Annotated in this window: 25 protein-coding genes; 6 read left to right on the top strand and 19 right to left on the bottom strand. The window is 59.3% G+C overall.

All coding sequences use genetic code 11. The annotated features are described in order from the left end of the window. Positions 1-21 precede the first annotated feature (21 nt). From FGW20_RS02240 to FGW20_RS02215, 6 genes are all read right to left on the bottom strand, one after another. Positions 22-1,128, bottom strand: a complete 1,107-nt coding sequence (locus FGW20_RS02240; RefSeq protein WP_301676477.1) for a PQQ-binding-like beta-propeller repeat protein — start codon at positions 1,126-1,128, stop codon at positions 22-24. A 52-nt stretch (positions 1,129-1,180) separates the two neighbouring features. Then, the gene (locus tag FGW20_RS02235; RefSeq protein WP_301676476.1) at positions 1,181-2,281 is read right to left on the bottom strand and encodes a hypothetical protein; all 1,101 of its coding nucleotides are present in this window, start codon (positions 2,279-2,281) and stop codon (positions 1,181-1,183) included. An 89-nt stretch (positions 2,282-2,370) separates the two neighbouring features. Further along, the gene (locus tag FGW20_RS02230; RefSeq protein WP_261596157.1) at positions 2,371-3,318 is read right to left on the bottom strand and encodes a hypothetical protein; all 948 of its coding nucleotides are present in this window, start codon (positions 3,316-3,318) and stop codon (positions 2,371-2,373) included. 562 nt (positions 3,319-3,880) lie between these two features. Further along, positions 3,881-4,327, bottom strand: a complete 447-nt coding sequence (locus tag FGW20_RS02225; RefSeq protein ID WP_011842993.1) for a hypothetical protein — start codon at positions 4,325-4,327, stop codon at positions 3,881-3,883. 27 nt (positions 4,328-4,354) lie between these two features. Further along, positions 4,355-4,804, bottom strand: coding sequence for a hypothetical protein (locus FGW20_RS02220; RefSeq protein ID WP_048115122.1), 450 nt, complete (start codon positions 4,802-4,804; stop codon positions 4,355-4,357). Positions 4,805-4,975: 171 nt separating this feature from the next. Further along, complete coding sequence (locus FGW20_RS02215; RefSeq protein WP_161485897.1) at positions 4,976-6,337, bottom strand: hypothetical protein; 1,362 nt, start codon at positions 6,335-6,337, stop codon at positions 4,976-4,978. Positions 6,338-6,796: 459 nt separating this feature from the next. Here FGW20_RS02215 and FGW20_RS02210 point away from each other — a divergent pair, with 459 nt between their 5' ends. The 5 genes from FGW20_RS02210 to FGW20_RS02190 all read left to right on the top strand — a co-directional run bounded on the left by FGW20_RS02210 (position 6,797) and on the right by FGW20_RS02190 (position 10,092). After that, positions 6,797-7,489, top strand: a complete 693-nt coding sequence (locus FGW20_RS02210; RefSeq protein ID WP_301676475.1) for a hypothetical protein — start codon at positions 6,797-6,799, stop codon at positions 7,487-7,489. Positions 7,490-7,513: 24 nt separating this feature from the next. Further along, entirely contained in the window at positions 7,514-8,290 is a 777-nt protein-coding gene (locus FGW20_RS02205) for a PepSY domain-containing protein (protein ID WP_301676474.1), read from the top strand. 26 nt (positions 8,291-8,316) lie between these two features. Next, a complete protein-coding gene (locus FGW20_RS02200) occupies positions 8,317-9,132 on the top strand; it encodes a hypothetical protein (protein WP_301676473.1) in 816 nt (271 codons plus the stop codon). Positions 9,133-9,251: 119 nt separating this feature from the next. Beyond that, positions 9,252-9,725: a winged helix-turn-helix domain-containing protein gene (locus tag FGW20_RS02195; RefSeq protein WP_301676472.1), complete on the top strand. Its 474-nt coding sequence runs from the start codon at positions 9,252-9,254 to the stop codon at positions 9,723-9,725. A 172-nt stretch (positions 9,726-9,897) separates the two neighbouring features. Then, a complete protein-coding gene (locus FGW20_RS02190; protein WP_301676471.1) occupies positions 9,898-10,092 on the top strand; it encodes a hypothetical protein in 195 nt (64 codons plus the stop codon). A gap of 525 nt (positions 10,093-10,617) precedes the next feature. On the opposite strand, the gene FGW20_RS02185 is transcribed toward FGW20_RS02190, so the two are convergent. From FGW20_RS02185 to FGW20_RS02165, 5 genes are all read right to left on the bottom strand, one after another. Next, positions 10,618-10,992, bottom strand: a complete 375-nt coding sequence (locus FGW20_RS02185; protein WP_301676470.1) for a hypothetical protein — start codon at positions 10,990-10,992, stop codon at positions 10,618-10,620. Between the two features lie 19 nt (positions 10,993-11,011). After that, positions 11,012-12,016 (bottom strand): hypothetical protein, encoded by a 1,005-nt coding sequence (locus FGW20_RS02180; RefSeq protein ID WP_011842981.1) that lies wholly within the window; start codon positions 12,014-12,016, stop codon positions 11,012-11,014. 502 nt (positions 12,017-12,518) lie between these two features. Continuing rightward, a complete protein-coding gene (locus FGW20_RS02175; RefSeq protein WP_011842980.1) occupies positions 12,519-13,094 on the bottom strand; it encodes a hypothetical protein in 576 nt (191 codons plus the stop codon). Between the two features lie 38 nt (positions 13,095-13,132). Next, the gene (locus tag FGW20_RS02170; RefSeq protein ID WP_011842979.1) at positions 13,133-14,095 is read right to left on the bottom strand and encodes a hypothetical protein; all 963 of its coding nucleotides are present in this window, start codon (positions 14,093-14,095) and stop codon (positions 13,133-13,135) included. Between the two features lie 9 nt (positions 14,096-14,104). Then, a complete protein-coding gene (locus FGW20_RS02165) occupies positions 14,105-14,848 on the bottom strand; it encodes a DUF6345 domain-containing protein (protein WP_011842978.1) in 744 nt (247 codons plus the stop codon). A 484-nt stretch (positions 14,849-15,332) separates the two neighbouring features. Between FGW20_RS02165 and FGW20_RS02160 the strand changes: the two genes are divergently transcribed. Continuing rightward, positions 15,333-16,265, top strand: a complete 933-nt coding sequence (locus FGW20_RS02160; protein ID WP_301676469.1) for an AEC family transporter — start codon at positions 15,333-15,335, stop codon at positions 16,263-16,265. A gap of 35 nt (positions 16,266-16,300) precedes the next feature. Here FGW20_RS02160 and FGW20_RS02155 read toward each other — a convergent pair whose 3' ends face one another. The 8 genes from FGW20_RS02155 to FGW20_RS02120 form a co-directional block, all read right to left on the bottom strand. Next, on the bottom strand, positions 16,301-16,735 hold the full coding sequence (locus FGW20_RS02155) for a hypothetical protein (protein ID WP_301676468.1): 435 nt from the start codon (positions 16,733-16,735) through the stop codon (positions 16,301-16,303). A 158-nt stretch (positions 16,736-16,893) separates the two neighbouring features. Beyond that, positions 16,894-17,610, bottom strand: a complete 717-nt coding sequence (locus FGW20_RS02150) for a hypothetical protein (protein ID WP_301676467.1) — start codon at positions 17,608-17,610, stop codon at positions 16,894-16,896. A 198-nt stretch (positions 17,611-17,808) separates the two neighbouring features. After that, the gene (locus tag FGW20_RS02145; protein WP_301676466.1) at positions 17,809-18,663 is read right to left on the bottom strand and encodes a prenyltransferase; all 855 of its coding nucleotides are present in this window, start codon (positions 18,661-18,663) and stop codon (positions 17,809-17,811) included. 6 nt (positions 18,664-18,669) lie between these two features. After that, positions 18,670-19,494: a phytoene/squalene synthase family protein gene (locus tag FGW20_RS02140; protein ID WP_301676465.1), complete on the bottom strand. Its 825-nt coding sequence runs from the start codon at positions 19,492-19,494 to the stop codon at positions 18,670-18,672. Between the two features lie 8 nt (positions 19,495-19,502). Further along, positions 19,503-20,981 carry a bifunctional phytoene desaturase/3,4-desaturase gene (gene crtID / locus FGW20_RS02135; RefSeq protein WP_301676464.1) on the bottom strand — a complete coding sequence of 493 codons (1,479 nt, stop codon included), beginning with the start codon at positions 20,979-20,981 and terminating at the stop codon, positions 19,503-19,505. 100 nt (positions 20,982-21,081) lie between these two features. After that, a complete protein-coding gene (locus tag FGW20_RS02130; protein ID WP_301676463.1) occupies positions 21,082-21,816 on the bottom strand; it encodes a carotenoid biosynthesis protein in 735 nt (244 codons plus the stop codon). A 72-nt stretch (positions 21,817-21,888) separates the two neighbouring features. Further along, a complete protein-coding gene (locus tag FGW20_RS02125) occupies positions 21,889-22,044 on the bottom strand; it encodes a hypothetical protein (protein ID WP_301676462.1) in 156 nt (51 codons plus the stop codon). 37 nt (positions 22,045-22,081) lie between these two features. Then, entirely contained in the window at positions 22,082-22,333 is a 252-nt protein-coding gene (locus tag FGW20_RS02120) for a hypothetical protein (protein WP_301676461.1), read from the bottom strand. Positions 22,334-22,545: the final 212 nt, after the last annotated feature.

The following is a 22,545-nucleotide window of genomic DNA, read 5'->3' as shown; positions in this document are numbered from 1 at the left end:
AAATCGGTACCCTCACCCGCATCAGTACTTCATGTACATCCCAAGCACCGCCGATCCGCCATCGGCCGTCGGGATGAGGGCCACGACCCTGCTGTACTCGTCCAGCCGCTGTTTCGACGTCCATGACGCGGCTCCGTCCTCATCGAACCTCTCCACCCGGAGGAGGGCACCGCCGTAGTCGTTCCCGGCAAGAGCCGCCGAGAGGTACCCGCCGTCAGGAGTCCAGGTTACGGGAGCCGAGGCGTTTATCGCGTTCTGCCGGAGGATGCTCCCGTCCTCGCCGAGCGAGACCTCCAGAACTCCCGCCGGTTCCGCACCCGTGAACCCGGCAAGCAGGCTGTAGCCGCCGGCCGGGTCCTGCCGGGCCGCCGAGAGGAGGTACCGCTCTCCAGGATCGCACCGGAGCGTCGTGTTCCAGACCGGTGCACCCCGGTCGTCGAACTTCGCCGCTATGACGGTTCCGGGCGCCCCTGCTGCTTCCCCGGCGACGAGGCATCCTCCCGCCGGGTCCGGGACGATGATCGGGAGTGAAACCGGACTCACGCCCCCGGCCGGCTCCTGCCAGGCGACGCTGCCGTTAGCGTCGATCCTCGCAACCTGGTCGTCACCAGCCGCGATCCAGCCTCCGGCACCCGAGGGTGCGATCGCCCAGTAATCCCCCTCCGCGGCAAGGTCCGTGCGGTGCCGCTCGCTCCCATCTGCGTCCGTCAGGATGACGAGGCCGCGGGAGGCCGCGACGGCGAACCCTCCCGGACCGGCAGGTGCGATCCCCGTCCCGCGGCGGTCGTCCGGTGTCGGGTAGGTCGTATTCCACGTCACCGCCCCTTCTCGATCGAGGAGGATAACCCGCGGCGTCGGATGAAACTCGCCTGCATCCGAGACCGAACCGGCAATCGCGTAGCCGCCGGGGACCTCGACGATGGAGAATGCTTCGTCGAACCTCCCGCTGTCGATGACGGTGAACCACTCCCGGTCCCCGGCATCGCCCAGTTTCAGCACCCAGACGTCCCCTTCCAGCGTACGATGGCCCGGGGTCAGCGGCCGGTCGAGGCATCCGGCGGCGACGGTCAGCAGGATGAACGCGGCAACCGCCGCGAGGGTCTGGAGGTTTCTTTCAGTTGGTATCATCGGTTCGTGCTCCCCGGTGAGTTGTAAAAATGTTTGATACGGAGTATAGCGCTCAGAAATCATATACGCTCCCAAGGACAGCAAACCCGTCGTCCGACGTCCGAATGATCGAGACGACCGATCTATCATCCCCGATGTCGTACGATGCATCCCACGCGATCATTCCCTCGCCATCGAGTCTGATGACGTGAAGGGAAGAGCCCGGATAGCTCAGCGGTTGGAGTCCGATAAACTCGGGAACGATAAAACCGGCATATGCGTATCCACCGTCTTCCGTCGCGACGATGACCCGGGAGACATTTACCGGTCTTTCCCCGATCAATCTGCCGTCCGCGGCGAGAGAGGCTTCGGTCGTCTCCGTAAACCGCCCGTCAGCCGTTTCATTCCCTGCATCCAGGACAGTGCCATAGACGAGATCGTAGGTTCCGGCAGGAGAGATGCGGACAACGTAGAGTTCATCGCGCGACCTGCTCCCGAGCGTCTCGTCCCAGACGGTATTTCCCTCGGCATCGAGTCTCGCAACCCATACATCCGCTCCGGCGGTCCCTCCTGCGATGAAACCTCTCAAGGGTACCGCGGCGATCGTACCGACGTTCCGGTCGGTTTCAAACGCTGCAGTCCATGCGATCTCCCCGTCCTCGCCTACCCTGACGATCCTGGCATCCCCGGCTGCGGCATACCCCCCGTCCGGCGCCCCGACGACCTTCCACCAGTCGCTCCCCCCGCCGAGCGGCGTGCTCCAGAGGGCGTTCCCATTTTCATCCACCCGTGTTAGAAACCCAGAATACGTGGCAACGACGTATCCGCCGTCCGGTGCCTCGACCAGCGAGCTGCCGTAATCCGGCGACGTACCGAAGGTCATGGTTGATATGACATTCCCGTCTCCGTCGAGAGTAACGATGCGGGGGACCGGGCCGTTCCCATCGGCGTTCGTTCCCGTGCCCGTGATTGCGTACCCGCCGTCGCGGGTCTGAATCATCGCCTGCCCTCTGCCGTTTGGGTCGCCGTCAATGATCGCAGTCCACTGGAGGGATCCGTCCGAATCGGTCTTGAGGACCCATGTGTCCAGAGTGAGGTCTCTATGCCCCCTGTCAATGCATCCGGCAAAGAACGGTATGGTTAGCGCTAAAAGAAGAATGAGTATTGCATACATTGCACTTCTTCGGGGATAGTGAAAGGTTGTGGTCTCCATAATTACAGCCTGTTTTCCCAATTTCTCATTTACTCAAACTAAAAAAGAGATTACTGTTGAATGTAGGGTACCGACATGACAAGCTGCCCGATATTCGGGTTGCTGTTGTAAGTGTCGATATCATGGTTCCAGATATTGCTGGTGTAGATCACGGAGGTCTTGGGCCTGTACTGATACCCATGAATTCCGTAGAGCCAGGCATATGTGTAACCATCATTCCAACAATAATTGAAGTAGATCTGGGAGCCCGTTACATCAAACAAGGCACGGTCTTCAAGAGTCCCGTAATATAAAAGCCTGAATGCATCGTACTCGATATCCGTCACCGGGCTCGGGTGATCCTCGTCATAATAGCGCAGCTGATATGTGGTCGGGCTGCCAGGCCAGACACCCACTTCATAGAGGTTATTGCCTCCATTTACTGAGTAAGGTAGATTTGCACCGTCAAGTCCGGTTCCGCCGTACACATCCGGCGAGCACTGGGCCAGGATGAACGTATCCCACCTGTCTGTTTCTGCAAGCATCTTGTCCATATCTTCCTGACAATCCGCAACACCAAGGATCTGCGGCTGGACGATCAGAGCGTCCTCCTCCCGAAGATCACGCTGTTCCATCAGTATTTCGTCACACACTCGTCTGAAATGCTCACCGACAATCACTTCCTTCAGAACGGTTCGGTCCTTCTCGTCAGGTTGAACATCTGTGGTCTTCTCCAGAATAGAGATAATGTCCTCAAGGTTTTGGTCATATTTCTCCATGATTTCCGATAACAATTCAGAACATCTCACTGAACTCGCACGATCGGACACCATTAAATCCTCTGCGGTAATCACACGGATGTTTTCGTCGATAGGTTTGAATAACCCCTGGATTTTGGCTTGATCTTCGATACAGATCGGATCGTTTTCCGTCCAGGCACTCACTGCAGGCACCACCACGCTCACCAGCATTACTGCCAAGAGCATAGAGAGAGCTCGCATTCCGATTCTTTTTTCCATGTTTTCTACCTCTTTGCTCGTTTTGGTTTCCGGAGGCAGAAGAGGCACACGTTTAAGTACGCAGAATGCGTACGTTCCCTTTGCCTCCGGGCTTGCGGGGTGCGTCATCCAGGGCGTCGACCGGGGATGGGCGACCCCCGCACACAAACGGGTACCGCACGCGGCACCCAACGCGATTTTGAGTCGTTAGAATATATAAAATCAGCAGCCATCGTTCGGTTTTTTCCGAAATCATCTTAAACCTTCTCATTGTGGGGCGATCGCACGGCAGTGTGCCCCCGTCCCCGCCAGGGGATGTGCCCGAAAGGATGCACTCACCCGATCTCTGGAGAACCGGTTCGGAACAGAAAAACCCAAACCTTTTCTTCGCTGAGGGGGGAGAATGGTACCTCCCGAGATTTTCCCCCAGTCGGCCTCTAAGGCCGGATAATAGCGGGATAGGGTGGCCCGAGGCCAGGCGGTGACGCCCAGACTGATGTTGTGGTTCAGTTCACTTCCTCCGACTTGCCTCCCCCGTGGAAAGAGGCGATGCATATCGAGCACGGGCGACGGGGACTCCCCTTCAGGGCCATGTCGTCAGGACCACGTAATACGCACCCTCGTACTCCATGAGCGGGTACAGCCCCCTCCCCTCTCGGGGACCGTAGGCATCATGGAGCGCCTTGCTCTCCGTGTACGAGACCTTAGTTCCCCCGATGACACGTTGATCCCGGTAGCCCCACTCCCACGCCGAGGGGTTCCGCTCCTCACCCCGGATGACTGCGGCGAGTTCGGGGTGCTGTTCGAAGTCCTGCTCAGTCAGGGGAACGATCACGCTCCCCCCCGGCTCCGCTCTCTCCATAACGTAGAACATCGGCTGTTCCCCAGAACTCTCGTGAGCGTAAATGATGAGGGCGTCGGCGAGCATGAGGCCGAGCGCGATGGCGATGACGCCGGCAAGACCACAGGCGACGACGAGGGCCGCCGTTTTGAGCCGGTTTCTTGATTTCGGATTTTTATCTTCTTCCATTCCAATAGCACCTGTTTTGACCCGATTTTAGGGGATCAGGATGAGAAAGTAGTAATACGCACCCTCGTATTCGATGTACGGCTGGTTTCTCGCCTCGACATCGGGACCAAACGACTCGATAAGTACTTCCCGTTCTAGGTATGTCACCGGAGCGCTCCCAATCGTTCGCTCGTCGAGGACACCGTACGGTGTGTCTCCCGAATACCAGGGTCCGGGACCCCGGTTGTCGCCCCGGATTGCGGAGTCGAGCGCCGGGTGCTGCTCGAAGTCTTTCTCGGTCAGGTGGATGATCGATGCATTTTCCGGCGGCAGTTCGCCCCTGATCTCCCAGACGTCCAATCTCGGGGATCCACCGCTTGCTTCGAGCCAGTTGAAGAGGGCGGTGCACATGAGCACAACCATCGCAACGAGGAGGATGACGCCGATGAACGCCAGAACCCCCTCGATAACCAAACGTCTGTCATGTTTCGATTTCATGTGACCTCTTTTATCTCTTTCGCCCGATCCTGCCAGAAAGAGAACGCCCCGGATCCTTCCGGCGGCCCCCATTCTTCTTTTCTGACACATGCTGCCCGGGGTTTCTGTACCACCAAACCACCCGGTAACAATTTAAAAAGGTGGTAGGGGTGAGACTCGCATCGGCTCCCATCAGGAGTGATAGTTCGCAACTGTCCATTTCGTCTCCCGGATTCTCCTTGCGTTGTCGTGATCGGCATCCCCGTGGTAGTCGTCCGATGAAAATTCAGTGGTACTCATCAACTCATTGAAGTAACTGTATGTCACGGTATTCTTGAGGTTGAGGGGAGGAGAAAACGGTTGATACCACTGGTAGGCCCTACGGTAAGACGGGATCGTCCGGTTTTCATCCAGCTCCTGGTGACCAGCATCAAAGAGGTGCCCCAGTTCATGGATGCTCACGCACCTGCGGCCGTGTGTGGTACCCAGGTACAAGATGTCGTCAGGGACCATCTGAGCCCAGGCATGCCGATGATGATATGGGTAGTAGCCGTAAGTAGCCCCCTGTGCAGAACCGTCTGCATCGTAACCACCAACATACAGTGCAATATCTGCGGCCCAGAGATCAAGGTCGGTGTTCGGATAGATCGCTTGGACCGCAACAACGGGGTTGCTCGTGATGTTAGAATGGTTTGAGAGTTGAACCCGCTTTGAATCGGTATACGCCATTACACAGAGCGTCACCCTAATATCGTCCCGGTCAAACTGCCGGTTCGCTTCGGCTACGATATCCTGAGCGACTGTTTTCCAGTTGTCCTGATCCTGGTAGAACTGGTTATCGGTAACCACCAGCAGATTGACCGTGGCATACTGGTCCTGGAGTTCTCTCATGGAAGATTCCAGATTCTCGGGAACTTCGATCGGAGTGTATCCTTCCGGGGGCGTGAGCGTCCCGTAGTCGATAAGACTCCATTTTTCAGGATTTTCAATATCCTGAGAGCTGTAGATGACATGCAGAGGCGATGCTTCTCCCTTTGCGCGCGCTCGCGACTCGACCGGGGTGATCCAGAATGTTTCGTTACCGAAGGTTACACTCCCGACAAGGGCGTTTTCCCCGGTCGTCAGGAGAACATCGCTCCCGCCAACGCCGACGATCACCCCCTCGTACGAGTCGATGCCGTCGTCGATCTGCTCAAAATCCATCCTGTGCAGTTCGGCCTGGTACTCCTTGCCATGGATCTGGAGGGGGAGTACGCCCCGTATCTGCTTGTTCAGTGCAGCATGATCGAACGTCACGAGATCGTACCGGGTAATGCCCTTCGGGATGTTCAGCTCTTCTGGAGCGTTGATTCCGGATGCTCGCATATCGGATACCGATGTAGTACCCGTGATGAGTACATCCATAGAATCCCCGATGACCAGGACCGGCTCGCTGCTATCTGCGGGAAGGGTCCCTGTGACATCCTGGGCGCTCACCGCAGACACAACCCCCACGCCCACCAGCAGCAGCGCCGTGAGCAAGGAGAATACCCGCATTCCAGTTTTTCCGTTCATTTCGTTTTCCTCCAGTTTCTGTCCACGGAGGCAGGAGAAGCACACGTTTAAGTGCGCAGAATGTGTACATCCTGTTGCCTCCGGGCTTGCGGGGCGCGTCATCCGGGGCGTCAACCGGGGATGGGCGACCCCCGCACACAAACGGGTACCGCATGCGGCACCTTACGCATTTTGAGGTCATTAAAACATATAAAATCAGCAGGCATCGTTCGGCTGGAACCGAACACATCATAAACCTTCTTATGGCAGGACAATAATCCCCGCCCCTGGAGACAGGACCCGCCGACACCCACAGTCCCGGACACCCGCACATTTACCCATCCGCCACGCAGCAGATCGCAAAGTTTAAGATTTGTTCGGCCAGAACCGAACGACGACAGCGGGCTTTATAAGATTCCCCCTCGAATTCGGGTTTAGTTCCGGGTGCAGGAATGCCCGGGCGCTCCTTGAGGGATACTTATGAAACCATGGATCTACATGCTGGCAGCACTCTTCCTGCTCGCGGCTCTGCCTGCTGTCGCCAGCGCCGCACCACCCGCGCACAACTATGACTGTTCGGATACGACGCCGACGGCCTACGACGCACGGGTGGATCAGGCAGCGATGTACTACTCCAGCTCGTCGTCCACGAATGCACACGCATCGACGGCTTACGGTCAGTTCAGGTCGGATGCGGTGTTCTTCTTCAACGGCCACGGCCTCTACTACGACGACTCGCATAAAGGCGGTGGAATAAAGTTCTCCTCGGAATCCTGGATACTGGCCGACACCGACGGTCACTACCCGGGAAACGACCAGTATTACATCGCTGATTACGGGACCGATATCAGGGATGTCCTGCTCGCGGTTTACCTCGCCTGCTATTCGTCGCACGACAACCAGTACAACGGGGATCTCCTCCAGCAGACCATGAACAAAGGAGCAGACATCTGCCTGGGGTTCGACGGCGAGGTCGAGGTCGAAAACGGAAAATGTTGGTCAGGGAGCTTCTGGGACCGGGTGCGAAACGGGGAGACCGTTGCAAGCGCCGCAAGCAACGCAAAGGACGACTGCTACTGGCACTGGCCAATCGGCTACTGGGGAGTGGACACCTACGAGATCTCCGGCAGTTACAACAGTTGCCTCACTCCCGCTCGCTACGGAGTCTACTAATAAACTAATAATGGTGGTTCAACTATGAAACGGATATACATCCTTGCAACGCTCTGCCTCATTATCGCGGTCTCGGTCGCGGCAGCGGCTGACATCAACGCTCCGATCGGAGTAGATACTGCGAAAGAAAAAGCACAGGACTTTCTTAATGCACCCGATGCAACCATCCAGTACCAGAAGACCGAGCGCCCCAATCAGGGAGAGTACTACGTCTTTGGCATCGGAGACGGACAGGTTTACGTCAACGCCCATACCGGGGCTGTTGAGCGCGCCACGTTTGACTCTGCACGGAAGGATTCCCACGAGATCCGGCTGGATCAGGCCGCAGCCGAAGCGGCGGCAAGGGCCTACGCTGAAGAGAAGTACAGCGGTTTTGCGGAGAAGAGTATGCGGCTTATCGAGTCGAACCTGGTCTCTCACGGCGATGCAGGCAGCGAATATTTGTACATCTGGAGGGAAGAGAAGAACGGTGTCCTCACGCCGAACACGGTTGTCGTAAACGTCAACCCCGGTACCGGCGAGATCGTCTCGTACATCGGGATCCGGCGGGAGATCAAATGCCCGCTTGAGCCGGCACTCTCCCGGGACGAGGCGCTGAAGGTCGCGGCCGGGCAGTTCCCGGGAATCCGGGTGACCGATGCAACGGCCAACCTCACCGTCGAGTACACCCGGCCGGACGCACAGACGCTGACGTGGGTGATCACGATGAAAGGCGAGCCGGAGGGTGACGTCCTCCAGGGAGGGCTTGTCGTTATCGACGCACAGACCGGAGAAGTGCTGATGGTGAGTCCATACCTCTAAATCACCTCTTTTCCTAATGTGATACAATGCACTCGAAGACGTGGGTATGGCTCGGTATCGGCGCCGTTCTCATCCTTGCTGCGGTAAACCTCGCCATACTCACCGCCTTTCCCCCGGGACACCAGCACATGCAGGAACCGCTCAAGCGGGTGAACTGGATACTGCCGTTCGGGCCGGGGTTCGAGTATCCCGATCCCTGTGAGAGCCCGATCATCACCTACGACGCCGATAACGAGACCTGGAACCTGCGAAACGCCACCGCCTGGAACCGGACAATCTCCCTCGGGGATCGCTACAGCCTCGACCCGGCCCGCCCGGAGGATATCCGGTACACTCCCGATATCGCAATCGAGAGCGACAGGATCAGCCTCGACTTCTTCATCCGGAACCTCGCGGGCGAAGACTGCGCCCGGGCCGATCTTGCCGTGACGACGGAAACCGCGAGCCTGAACACCACCACCGGGTCGCCGGAGGGGGATGTCCTCCCCGGCGCCTCGACCTCGCTGCCCGTCGACGACCTCGCCGCCGGGGAGTGGCGCGAGGTGCGGGTGATGGCGGACCTCCCGCAGCCCGGCCCGGAGGAGGTCCTCTCCCTGACGATCGGTCTTGCCGCCCCGTACACCCTCACGACCCCGAACGGCACACCGATCGACTTCGACTTCCGGCGGGCGACCGTCACCATACCGGGTTCCAACACCCCCTGGAAAGAAGAGATCGACCCCGGCTCTACCCCGGACCCCAACCTCAACAGGGACCGCCTCCCGGGGGGATCGGCAACGTTCGTCGTAGTAGGGATAGGTGCACCGGAACCGGTCCCACCCCCGACCCTCCGGGCGGAATGACGGAGATCGGCGCATCCTCTTTTTCGGCAGTACCGGGACAGTTCCGGAACGCTTTTCTCTCCCAGCAGGGGAGTACCTGATTGTTTCGGACCAGACCCATATCGGAGAGATTTCAAATCATGGAAGAAGTCACGCTCGACCGGGACGATATCGCTGCACTATCCTCCGACGTCCGGGTCGCTATCCTCAAAGCGCTCGATATCCGGCCCATGGCGATGAGCGAGCTCGCCGACGGGCTCGGTCTTGCAAAGTCGACTGTCCACGAACACCTTGCCGTTCTGGCCGATGCGGATCTCGTGGCCCACGAGAACGCCCGGAAATGGCGGGACTACACCCTGACGGAGAAGGGGCGGCGGATCCTTCATCCCGGGAGAGACCACCGGATCATCTTCCTCCTCGGCACATCCCTGGTTGCCATGATTGCCGGGGTGCTCTGCGTGACCTCGTATCTCCGCGGTTTTGTCGTCCAGGGGGGGAGCGTCGTCAGGGAACCCCTCCTCCTCTACGCGGGCGAGGCGCTCCTCGGCGTGACATTTGTGCTCTGGTACATCGCGTTGCGGTGCCGGCGGAGAACCGCCCCTATACCGGCGTAGTTTCTTTCCTGTCCGCACAGCCGCTCTTCGGCGACGACTTCCCCTTCTACGTCGCCACCTTCAACCTCCCCGTTTTTCGATCGGGATCGCGCCTCCGTCGGCTCGGTGGAGAGCACGAGCCCCATCCATCGATGCGGTCGACCCCCTCAGCCGGGTAACCACACCATTTGCGATGATCATCGTCGGGACGATGCACGTAACATTCCTGGCGTGGGAGATGGTCGACAACTGGCGGATCTGCGCGGCAAGTGTCGCCCCCCTCCTCACCCGGGTCTTTGCCGACGCCCGGCATACCTCTCAGATCGTCTTTGTCTCGACGAACGGGTCGTTTGTTACGGTTCCGCTGATGACGACGGTGCTACTGTAGGGCAGGAGGGGACGCAACCCGATCACCGACCATCCCTGGTTTAACTACGAAGAACTCGATAACCCCGGGAACACACAGGAAGGGGGATCTGCCGATCGGTACGCCAGGACCTGATCGCCGGCATAGTAATACTACAGATACGGCTGGATCGTTCAGCAGTTAAAGGGCTGTCTCTACTCCCTCGGTTGCCTTAATCAGGTAGTACCCAAGTCCCCTCTCCAGATCGACCTGCTCCTCCCGGGGCAGTGTCGATTCCCCGCAGGTATCTTTCTGACCTCTGTAACAAACCGGGTCTTCTCTTCTTCCGACAGATCCGTTGCGGCATCTTTGACAAAAGCCCAATCTTCTTCGGTCGGCTCACATATCTCCGGTCCGATATCCCTCCACGACGAGAGGATCGGGACGGCCTGCGGGGGTTTCGAATCCCCGGTTGCCCGGATGACAGTCAGGTTCCCGGCCCGCCCGGGCTCTTTTGCCGGGGTGGGCTCCGGGGCTGGCATCTATACCAGGTCCTGCAGAGGCTGTTCACTCTGCAGCAATTGAAGAATTAACTGGAGGGAACGACCGCCAGATTTTGTAAACGTCCCCGTCGTAGGTCACAATAACCTGTAAACCTTCGAGCGGTTCGTGCGTAGTGCTATTGAAGCGATCGATGTAGACCATATGGTGTTCTTTAAGCCTTCCCTCACGTACGTCAGAGACGGTGAGCTTTCCGATGGTGATCCGGAACGAATCATTCTCAATTGTTTTAGCAACTCCCGGATAGGAAAGGGCAACGATGACCGCATCTGCTTGAGAGATGGGTTCTGTAAGTGAAATATTGATATATTTCGATTGATTCACCGGTTGCTCTTCAACGCAACCCGTACAACAAAAAAGGAGGACTGAGATGGTTACCATCAACCCTATTCTTCTTTGTTCACGCGATCCACGTGTCGATTCTGTATGCATTCGACCACCATGGTCTGTAGAAATCGCCATAAACACCTTCCTGCGTATCTGCATGGAGCTGTGTCGGGTGTGCTAACTGTGCATCCAGCTGCTCGTTCCACCATACACCATATCCGTCGTAATAGACGTAGGAATCACACACATAGGAGGTTGATACATCGGAGAATGATCCGGGATCGTTTCTGACGTATTCGTGTACCTCGTTCAGATCGCCTTCCGCAAACGGAACGTGACCGACCCGGACGACCTGTCCTTCCCATAAGATCATATAGGGATAGCCCTCCGGGTACTGCACGTCACTTACGTAGATCTCGAAATTGTAATCCCTGTCGCCGTTGGTAAGGTTACTATGCACAACCATCGGTCGTGATATGTTGTTGTTATCATAGGTGAAAACATGGTAGCGAGCCGGATTCGGATCATCGCAGACTGACTCTATACCTATCTCGATCCAGTTAGCGGTCGTACCGATCTTTTTTCCAAGATGGGTCGTAAGAAACTGGCGTCTGGTGCCATCCGAGGAGCATTCCATCAGTCCGGGATGTACCCATCCATTAACACCCTGAAAAACTGTGTCAAACAGCCAGATGCCTGAAGAACACATCTTTACTGCCGAAACGCCATCCTCTGTCAGAGGATCTATCTCGCCGTACATCGAATAGTTCACCTCATCCCTTGCCTGTTGCAAAAGGGGCGATACCCGTTCGTCATCAGCCTCTGTCCATCCGTCAAGGTATGAAACTCGCGGCAGGCTACGGATTGCCTCGGCAATCTCTTCTTCGGAACATCCTTTGCTTCGGAGTTCGCTGATGAACGAGGGAGATCGTTCCTGAAGTGTTGCAGGATCCACGATGTCCAGCTTCTCAATATCGAGTGCCCCGGCATCCATTGCCATCGCCGGCACCATCACCACACTCACCAGCATTATCGCCAGGAGTGTGGAGAATGCCCGCAGTCCAATTTTTCCGTTCATCTGTTTTTCCTCCGGTTTTTCCCCGGAGGCGGGAAGAGCATACCTTCAAGTGCAGGAAGTGCATACACTTCCATTGCCTCCGGGCTTGCGGGGCGTGTCATTCGGGGCGTCAACCGGGGATGGGTGCCCCCGCACACAAGCGGGTACCGCATGCGGCACTCGATGCGATTCTGGGTCGTTAGAACATATAAAATCAGCAGTCATCGTTCGGCTGGAACCGAACACATCATAAACCTTCTTATGGCAGGACAATAATTCCTGCCCCTGGAGACAGGACCCGCCGTCGGGCGCCGGGATAATGGTCACGGCCCTGCCACGCTCGTCGAACCTCCCCCCACGGAACCGGGCACCGTCGCAGTTGTTCCCGGCAAAGACCGCCGAAAACTATTCCCCTCATACATCCCGGTTGCCGGCGCGGAGGCGTTGATCGTATTCTGCCGATTGGACGGGTCTGTTTTGAACAGACGAAATGCAAATATATACCACTGACCGTCTACGCCTGTCAGGACGCGGCCCGACCGACCAAAAACGGATCAGCCAGAACCCGAAGTTTTTCCCGGTCGCGCGAAGCGTCCCAGACCCCGCAAACATCTCCCAGTCGCATGATGATTATGTTCTCCGGCCAGTCCTCGAAATCCAGAAAGAAGACCGCTTCGTCTGCAAGGATCTCCTTCGGCGACCCATCGACGATATAACCCGTCTCGAATCTCGTGGGAGCAGGGAGATGCATCGCGACATAGGTGTCGTTTTGTTTCATGGCGTCCAGCTCAACCCGCGAGAACCCCATCTTATACTGACCACAGGTGCTCCGGATCTGCTCGCGGCACTCTGCTTCGATGGCAGGATACCCGGGATCTCCTGGATAGAGGATAACGCCCGGGTCTCCTGCATGATGAATCTCGATAAATGATGTATTCTCCCGGGGAACGCCTGTCGGGCGGGGTGTTCGGTTCTCCGGAACCTCCGTCGGTATCTCACCCGGCCCTTGCAGATCCGGGTTCGGGAGTATATGTATTCCAACCAGGACCAGCATGCCCGCGGCGGCACAGGTGATGACGAGGTACAGAATCTTCTTCATAGAATTTCGCTCCGAAAAAGAAGAGGAACCTGGGGCGGTCACTTTACCGCCGGGATACCCTCCCCAAGGTCGGGGGACGCGGGGATGTATCTGACGAATGCGGTTCCCCCGGTCTCATCCCGCACCTCGCCCCTGAAGATGTAGACCGGGACGAGGTAGGTAGGCTCATCCATCGCCGGTGCTTCATAATACCCAAGTTCGATCCCGGTGATAACCGCGGTCGGGCCTTTTCCGTCGACCGCCAGCCCAGTCGCCTTCAATTCTTCAAAAGCTTCCTGTGGCGTTATGACTGCTATCTCCTTCTCCGGGGCATAGTCTCTCCAGAGTTTGTAAACATTCAGGATATCCCCGCCGCCGCCGATCTCAGCCGTCAATTTCGAACCCACAACCGGCCGACCGTCGATTGTGCGGGAGTAAGAGACCTGGACGTCTTCAAAGGCGATACCGATCACCTCACCATCCTCGTTATACTCAACGATTTGGGGGTGGGCAACGCCACACAGGATTGCATCGGGGGGCATCAGCCCGGTCTCCTCCAGGTACTGTGTTGCGATCTGGATCGCCTCATCGTCCGAAGGAAGGCTTTCCGGCAGGTCTTTGTCGTTCGGGTTCATCCAACGGGGGATATCAATCAGAGCGACTCTCCCCGACTTCATATGAACCTCCAACGAGTGGGGTTCATCGGAGAGCAGCATCTGGTCGTACGATTCGCGCACCGTTCCCTTCAGGCCTATCTTCTCCGCCATCGATGAGACAAGTTCCGTCGTGATCTCCGGCTCCAGCACCCGATACAGGATAACCTCCGCAGGCGTCGGCGGGAACGGAACAGAGGCGGTGTAGGTGAGGTTTGCAGCACCCGCCGATTTCACGCCACCTATCTGGTTGGATTGACCACAGTCAGGTGTATGACTGTCGCTGAAAAACACGGGTATGCTGACAACGCAGATGACTCCAAGAAGCGCCAGGACACCGGCACTAACTCCAATTAGTTTCATGTTCATGTGATCACCTCAACACTGGTACGTACCGTACAGGAACGACGTTCCGGGTGTCCCCTGGCTCCCGTGCCCGTAGACATAATCGGACCAGCAGCCTTCTCGGGCAAGGGCTGCCGCATACGTGGTCGAAGGCTCTGTATCCTTCGCTGCAATGAACCATGCCGTGATGATCGGTTGGGTGGTCCACGTACCGACCATCCGGTGTACGAAGTTAGAGCCTCTGTCCGAGACATCGTGACATTCAGTATGGAACCCGGTCATCGAGTGTAGGCCGCCAAATGCATTGTACCAATTTGTATGGCTATTCTCGCGCAGAACAGTGCAGGCATCAATGGTAATCCAGTCCATCTGCGTGTTTCCCCAGAGAGCATCACTGTAACTCAGGAAGGTATCGTCTTGGGAGGAGGAAAATGCAAATCCTTCTGGGGCACCATGGCCCGAAAAGAACGCAAAATGTGTATCATCTGTGTAAATATAGTCTATACCGTTTCCGGACTTACTGGGATCTTTCCAGTGTCTTTCCAGGGCCTGACCATCGCCATAGATAAAGTCTCCCCACCAGGATGAGTCACCACCGAGCTGGTAGTAAAACCCCTGTGCGTTTTCATCATTGTGCTCCAAGTCGGATGGTGGGGGATAGTTGTTCACCCATTCTGCACAACAATAATAGTATGCGCTTGCGGGCACCATAACCACGCTCACCAGCAGCAGCGCCAGGAGCATGGGAAATGCCTGCAATCCGGTTTTTCCGTTCATTTACTTTCCTCCTGTAGTTTTCCGGAGGCAGAAAAGGCACATATTTAAGCACGCAGAACGCTTACGTTCCCTTTGCCTCCGGGCTTGTGGGGTTCTTCATCCGGGGCGTCAACCGGGGATGGGAGACCCCCGCACACAAACGGGTACCGCACGCGGCACCCAACGCGATTCTGGGTCGTTATAACATATAAAATCGGCAGTCATCGTTCGGCTGGAACCGAACACATCATAAACCTTCTTATGGTGGGATAATGATCCCGGCCCTTGAAGGCAAGACCCGCCGACACTTCACAGTCCCGAACAGCCTCACCCTTCCTCTACGCGGGCGAGGCGCCCTCTGTGCGAGGAACACGCCGCGATCCCGAAAAACCCCGCTCTAAAACCCAGGCAGGCTCCCGCTCGCTCACTGCACCCCACACCCCGGAGCAGAACCGTAAAGGGGTACCGGCACTCACCTTGATGAACCGGACGGAGTGGTGCCCTTATGAACGGTGCGGTCACGGATTTCCTGATAGTTGCAGACCAGATCTTCATCCTGGTCCTCCTGATCGCCGCGGGCTACGTCGCCGTCTCGACGAAGATCGTCGACCCCCGGGCCACCCGGGGGCTCTCGGGGCTCCTCATCAACATCACCATCCCGGCGCTGATCGTCGCCTCGATGCAGGTGCCCTTCACCCCCGAACGCCTCGCCGGGGCCGAGACCCTGGTTCTCGCAACCGGGATGCTCTACGTCTTCTCGTTCGGACTCGCCTGGGGGGTCTCGAAAGCCATGCGGGTCCCGGCCGCGGAGGAGGGGGTGCTCCAGTTCGCGATCGTCTTCGGCAACGTCGGGTTCATGGGGTTCCCGGTCGCCCTGACGCTTTTTGGAGAGGAGTCGCTCTTCTACGTCGCGATCTTCAACCTCTTCTTCAACGTCCTGGTCTTCTCGGTCGGGATCGCGATGCTGACCGGGGGGAGGGGAAAGGGGTTCGATCCAAAACTGCTCTTAAACCCCGGGATCGCGGCCTCCGTCGTCGGGCTCGCCCTCTTCCTCGGCTCGGTGGAGATCCCGTCGCCCTTCATCGACTCGATCGAACTCCTCGGGGGGGTGACGACGCCGCTTGCCATGATCATCGTCGGGGCAATGCTCGCGACGTTCCCGGCCCGGGAGATGGTCGGGAACTGGCGGATCTGGGCGGCAAGCGCCGTCCTCCTCCTCGCCATCCCGGCGGCCTACTGCTACCTCCTCGCCCCGGTCTTTGCCGACCCCTACATCAACGGGATCATGATCACGATGGCCGCGATGCCCGCCGCCGCGAACACCGTCATCTTTGCGGAGCAGTACGGTGCGGACTCAAAACTCGCGTCGCAGATCGTCTTCGTCTCAACGATCGGGTCGCTCGTTACGATTCCGCTGATCGCGACGGTGATGCTGTAGGACGGGAGCGAGAGCGACCCGAACACCGACTGCAGCTATGGAGGCGTCCCGGCTCCCCCGGTTGCCTCAACCAGGTAGTACCCGAGTCTCCTCTTCAGAACATCCTGCTCCTCCCGGGGAAGTGCCGATTCCCCGGCGAATATCTTTCTGATCTCCGTAACAAACCGGGTCTTCTCTTCTTCCGATAGATCCGTTGCGGCATCTCTGACGAAAGCCCAATCCTCTTCGGTCGGCTCGCATCTCTCCGGTTCGATATCCCTCCAGGACGAGGGGATCGGGACGGCCTGCGGGAGTCTCGAATCCCCGGCCACCAGGATGACGGTCAGGTTCCCGGCTCTCCCGGGCTCTTTTGCCGGGGCGGACACCTCTAACGGGCCCTGCACAGCGCCCGGTGCGTGGAGGAGGAGCAGGGCCGCGAGCAGCGCTGCCAAAAGAGAGAGGAAGAGCCATGTTAACGATCTCCTCTTCATCGGAGCATCCTCCGCAGACCGCGCTTACCCTGCATCATAGGCCTTCTCTCCTCCGCACACGATCACGGCAACGGGTTTCTGTAACAGGTCGTCAAGAATCCCCCCAACAGCGGCAAGAGCCGTCACCGTAATCCCGTAGAGACGTACAGCCCTGATCCTCATAGGAACCCGATACCTCCTGCGATAACCCGGTAATCGGCCGGAACCGGGACGAAGCCGGACTCAGTGCTCATAACGGCCGTATTCACCATTGTCGTCCAGGTATTCTCTCTCATCAAGCGTTTCGTGCCCCCCACTCCCCGGTAGTCGAGGCTGAACGTGACCACCGCTGCATCCTCCGGCGACGGGACGAAGCCATCGAGGAATACAACCGAGGTGTAGGTCCCGCTCGAAACCCGGGTGAACTCAGCGACGCTCATGTTATCGGGTGTCGCAAGCACGGGCACGAGCAGCCGCGGCTCCCTCTTCATCTCCCACGCGGTCAGGTTGGTAGGCCGCTGGTGCAGGGGCAACCGCTGCAGTTCATCTTCAGTCTGCACCACCTCAAACGATACGGATATATCGGGCGCATACTCTCCCGTCGTCGTGAACGCGAGCATCTTCCCGTAGGGTGTTTCCCGAACCGCCGCCTGCCACCCGGTAACTCGGGCGCCGGAGAACGTCCCCTCCGGGATAACCGGTTCACCCGTTGCGTTCGCCGGGATCGGGACCATGACCGTGGCGGTGCCGTTCACGGCAGGACCGGGTAGATCGGTGATCGAGATCTGGTAGAAGTTGCCCGGCAGAACGGTCTCGGTAAACGCGGAAAGGAGGAACAGGACTACAACCATGGCAAAGATGGCAGTGAACGCCTTGAAAACAAAGTCAACCTTCATACAGGCCTCGCTTCGGGAGTAGAACCCGGGGATGGACCGGGCATGCCCGGATGCCGGTACCTATGGGTGAGGTATCGACGTTCAGTCATAAACCTTTTCTGTGGCGCCCGTCTACGCATCGAGCATCCCTTATCGATTCCAGGCGTCATTACGGCGTCTGCAAGCCGGAGCCGGGAATCGTGCGAAAGGCCATCCTCCCTACCACGCCACCGTCCGGAGGGTCGCAAGGAAAAAGACCAGCCCCCCGAGGCCAGTGTTGACGAAAGGGAGGTACCAGTAGACCCGGTCGATCGAGAGGCTCTCCCGGAGGAGGAGGCCGAGGGGGAAGGCCGGGTAGATCAGGACGAGCAGGCTCAGGGGGTGAAGACCGGCGAGCCCGATGACGAGAGCGGCAAGCCCCGACCAGAACGCGAGGCAGAGGAGGAGCGAGCGCCGCCTTCCGAGGACGACGGCCGTCGTCATCATCCCCGCGGCCGTATCGAACCTGATGTCGGGGATCGCGGAGAAGAGGTGCATCGCAGAGATGTGGAGGTAGCCGGCAATGACCAGGGCCAGCGGCGGGAGGGCGCCGCTTGCAAGGTAGTAACCCAGGATCCCCGGGACGACGTAGAGCATGTTCGAGGAGAAATCGAGGACCGGGACCTCCTTGAACCTGAGCGGCGGAGCGCTGTAGAAGTAGGAGAGGAAGAGGAACGAGAGGAGAAGCGCCCCCCCGACGAGATCGAGGACAAAGAAGAGTGCAAGGCTGACGGCGCCCGCAAGAGCGAGGAGGAGGAGGAGATCACGGCCGTCCGCATCACTGATGCGATACTCCTTCACGTCCTTTTTGGGGTTGAACCGGTCGGTATCCTGGTCCCACCAGTCGTTCACCCCGTAGATGAAGAGGTTTGCCGGGAAGAAGAAGTAGAAGAGAAAGAGGATGTAGTCAGGATCGAAGAAGGCCGACCAGGAATCCATCCCGAGGGCGTAGCCCACCACGTAGGTTCCGCCGGTGTAGATCCAGAACCGGAACCGCGAGACCCGCCAGGCAAGTGAGAGGAGCCGGGGAGGCATGGACCGTCACGCCTTCAGGGTGTTCGAGGCGGCGCCGGAGACGATCCGGAACACCGACGGCTTCACCTTCCTCAGGTGGACGACGGCCGGGTCGCGTTCTATCGTCCGGGCCGTCCAGCGGTACATGTCCGACGCGGTCCGGATCGGGATCCGGTAACGCCGGGGGATGTGACCGAACCCTGCTTCCGCCTGCTCCTGCCACTCCCGGTAGCGCAGGAGCTGGAACCGGAGAAACGCTGCAAACCCCCGGGGGTCACGGGAGGCAGTCGACGCCGAGAGGTCGTCAAGCCCGAACGCCTCCATCTCATCGAGGGGGAAGTAGGTTCGGCCGAGAGCGAGGTCTTCTGCGATGTCGCGGATGAAGTTGACGTACTGCATCGCCCGGCCGAGGTTCTGCGCCGCGGGGTGGGATTCCGGGGGGAGATCGAGGATCCGGGCCATCATCAGCCCGATCACCTCGGACGATCCATAGAGATAGCCCTCGAGATCCCGGATCGTCCGGTAGGAGCCGACGGTGATGTCGCTCTCCATCGAACCGAGGAACGCCGCCGTCCACGCTCGATCAAAGCCTTTCCGCCCCGCAAGTTCGACGAACGAGTCGACCACCACGTCCCCCGTCGCTTCGCCGGCAGCGCCCGCGGCGTAGCGGTCGGTGAGGGCGTAGAACTCCTCGACCTCCTGCGGCACCGCGTCCACGTAATCGTCGGCGGTGCGGACGAAGCTGTAGAGGGAAAAGACGTCCTCCCGCACCGCCGGCGGGAAGAAGAGGGTCGAGTAGAAGTAGGTCTTGCTCCCACGCCGGAAGATATTGTAGATGGTCCGGTCGATCACGATGCACCTCACCGACGGTAACGGTCGGTCAACTCGCGGGCGACGATCTGGGACGATATCAGGGTCATCGGCACCCCGATCCCCGGGTGGGTGTACTGGCCGGTATAGTAGAGGTTCCTGACACGCTTGCTCCGGTGCGCCGGCCGCCAGAGCGCCGTCTGCCGGAGGGTGTGGGAGAGGCCGAGCGCCGTGCCCCGGTAGGCGTTGTAGCGGTTCGAGAAGTCCGAGAGCGCGAATATCCGCCGGGTCACGACCGAGTCACGGATATTCTCGCCGAGGATCTCCTCCATGCGGTTCATGAGCCGGTCGTAGAGCCGCTCGCGGAGTTCCGGAGTATCCTCAAGGCCGGGGGCGAGTGGCGCGAGAACGAAGAGGGTATCGGTGCCCTCCGGGGCGGCGGTCGTATCCGTCCTCGAGGGGACGTTGACGTAGAACGAAGGGCTCGCTGGCCAGGCGGCTTTTTTCGGGTCGAAGATCGTCTCGAACCCCTCCTCCCAGTCGGGCTCGAGGAAGATGTTGTGGTGGGCGAGTTTCTCGATCACCCGATCGACGCCGAGATAGGCGACGAACGTGGAGGGGGCGAGGACCTTCTTCTTCCAGTAGGAGGCGGGATACGACCGCGAGCCTTCGGGGAGGAGGGAGAGTTCCGCGAACGGGTAGTCGGCGTTGACGACGACGATATCGGTCTCGTGCGCCCCGAGCGGGGTGACGACCCGGCGGGCGATGCCGCCCTCCACGTCGATGGCGGTCGCCGGCTCGTTGTAGCGGTACTCGACCCCGAGCTCCCGGCCAAGCGAGACGAGGGACTCGACCACCGCCCGCATGCCCCCCTCCGGATACCACACACCCATGTTCAGGTCGATGTGCGTCATGATGTGGTAGAACGAGGGGGTGTTTCTCGGCGAGCCACCGAGGAAGCCGATGGAGTACTGCACGACTTTTCGGGCCTCGTCGCTTTCAAACCGTTTCTTGACGAAGGACTCCAGGTTCTCGAAGGGGCGGAGTTTTCTCCCCTGAGAAAGGAGACGCCGGTCGAAGAAGTCGAAGATGCTCCGGTATTCCCGGTAGAGGAGGTCGCTCATGGTGATCCCATAGGTCTCCTCGGCCTCGGCAAGATAGCGGCGGAGCTTCTCTGCCCCACCGGGTTCGAACGACTCGAAGAGAGCGAGGTTCTTCTCGAGGTCGGCCGAGACGTCCGCGACCCGCTCGTCGGCGAAGAAGACCCGGTATGACGGGTCGAGTCTCGCGAGCGGGAAGTAGTCTTTCGGGCTTCTCCCGAACTCCGCGAAGAACTGGTCGTAGACATCGGGCATCAGGTACCACGACGGCCCCATATCGAACGTGAACCCCCCGTCGCGGTGGACGCCCGCCCGGCCCCCGGGCTGCTCGTTCTTCTCGATCACCGTGACGTCGAAACCGCCCTTGGCAAGAAGAGCCGCGACGGAGAGACCCCCGAACCCGGCTCCAACGATTACAGCCCGCATCATTCCCCCCTTCCTGAACGGAAAACGGGTGCAGGAAGACGGCGGTGGCATATAAATTTTGGCGTCAGGGATCGTCACAGAGATCCGTCCGCCGACGCGGTGCTCACCGTGAAGTGTCGTCTTCAAAGATGACCGGAAGGGTTGCAAGGGCAAGCGCCGCCCCGAGGAGTGCCGGTACGGCAAGATCGTTCCGGGCGAGGTAGCCGGTCCAGAAGGCGAGGATGAGGAGGAGGCTCGCCGCCACCGTCCCCGGGATCGGCCGGCCGCCTGCGATGAGCCGGAAGAGGGCGATGTAGACCGCTCCGGTCAGAACCCAGCCCGCGAAGTTCGAGACCGGCACGCCATAGTAGGCGCCGCCGGCGGACCAGACCCAGAGCCCGGCGTGGACGACCGCCGGGTCGATGACGAGGTCGACGAGGAGGAGGACGAGGATCCCGGCCGGGATCAGGCGGCCCCAGGATGTCCCGACGGCGGCCCCGGCGAGGGTGACGGCGCCGAGGAGCATCGGGAGGTAGGCGAAGGCGACCGTCCAGGGGACGAGGCCGAAGACCCGGTAGCCGAGGTCGGCCGAATACGTGAACCGGCCATACGGGACGCCGGTCGCGACGGCGTAGGCCTCGACGGCGAGCGGGAGGAGGCTCAGGATGAGAAGAAGGGCGATGCCGCGGGCGGGCCCGAGCCAGCGGACGAGGGCGATGTAGGAAGGGAGGGCGAGGCCGACCAGGAAGATTATCGGGACAGCGGGCGGGACCGCCGGGTCGTCGAACCGGACGACCAGGTAGGCGGCGAGGAAGAGGGCGAGGGCGGTGAGGAGGAGGGCCGCCCGGACGATGCGCATGGGCGGGGGAGGGCGGCGGCGGGGATAAAGGTGACCGGTTCGCCGGGTCTGCCGTACCGCGATCGCCGCCGGCTACGCCCCGGTCCGCCCTGCGGCGTCGCTCGCGATCAGGATCAGCGCCACCACCGCGGCGATGATGAGCATCAGGATCCACTGGTAGGTGACGGCCCCATACAGGCCGGCCGCGATGCCGACGGCCAGCAACGCGGCGATGTGGTTGCGTTCCATGTAACGACGTGGCCGGCTGGAGCATATATCCCTTCTGTCACGCCTCTCTGTACTTCCGGGCGACGTTCCTGCATACGCCATAGAGGCGCCGGATGACGAGGAGCACCAACCCGACGATGCAGAATACCATGAGCGCCAGGAGAACGAGACCGATAGCCTGACCAGAGAGCATGAGGAGAGGGTCGAGCGCCGGATGGAGCCTCCTGATAGGGTCGTAGAAGAGCAAGAGAAGGAGCATCACGACGAAGAGTCCCGTTAAGAGTGTGTCCATCGATACCTTGCGCCGCATGCTTCTTCCACCTCGCTATAGGTACTAACGATCTGACGTTTCACGTCTCTACCACTCACCTATCTTTCTCAGTTTCAGCCCGAAATAGACAAACGACAGGGTCAACGCCGCGGCATAGCCAACCCCAATTAAAGCTCGCGGATCTGGCACGATCGCGATTGGTACCAGAGAAACGATCACCAACAGGGGAAAAAAGGCCAGGACGGTGACCG

The organism is Methanoculleus methanifontis (assembly GCF_030464365.1).
Lineage (GTDB): Archaea > Halobacteriota > Methanomicrobia > Methanomicrobiales > Methanoculleaceae > Methanoculleus > Methanoculleus methanifontis.
The sequence above is the reverse complement of the archived record's forward strand: the minus strand, read 5'-3'. Positions and strand labels throughout refer to the sequence as shown.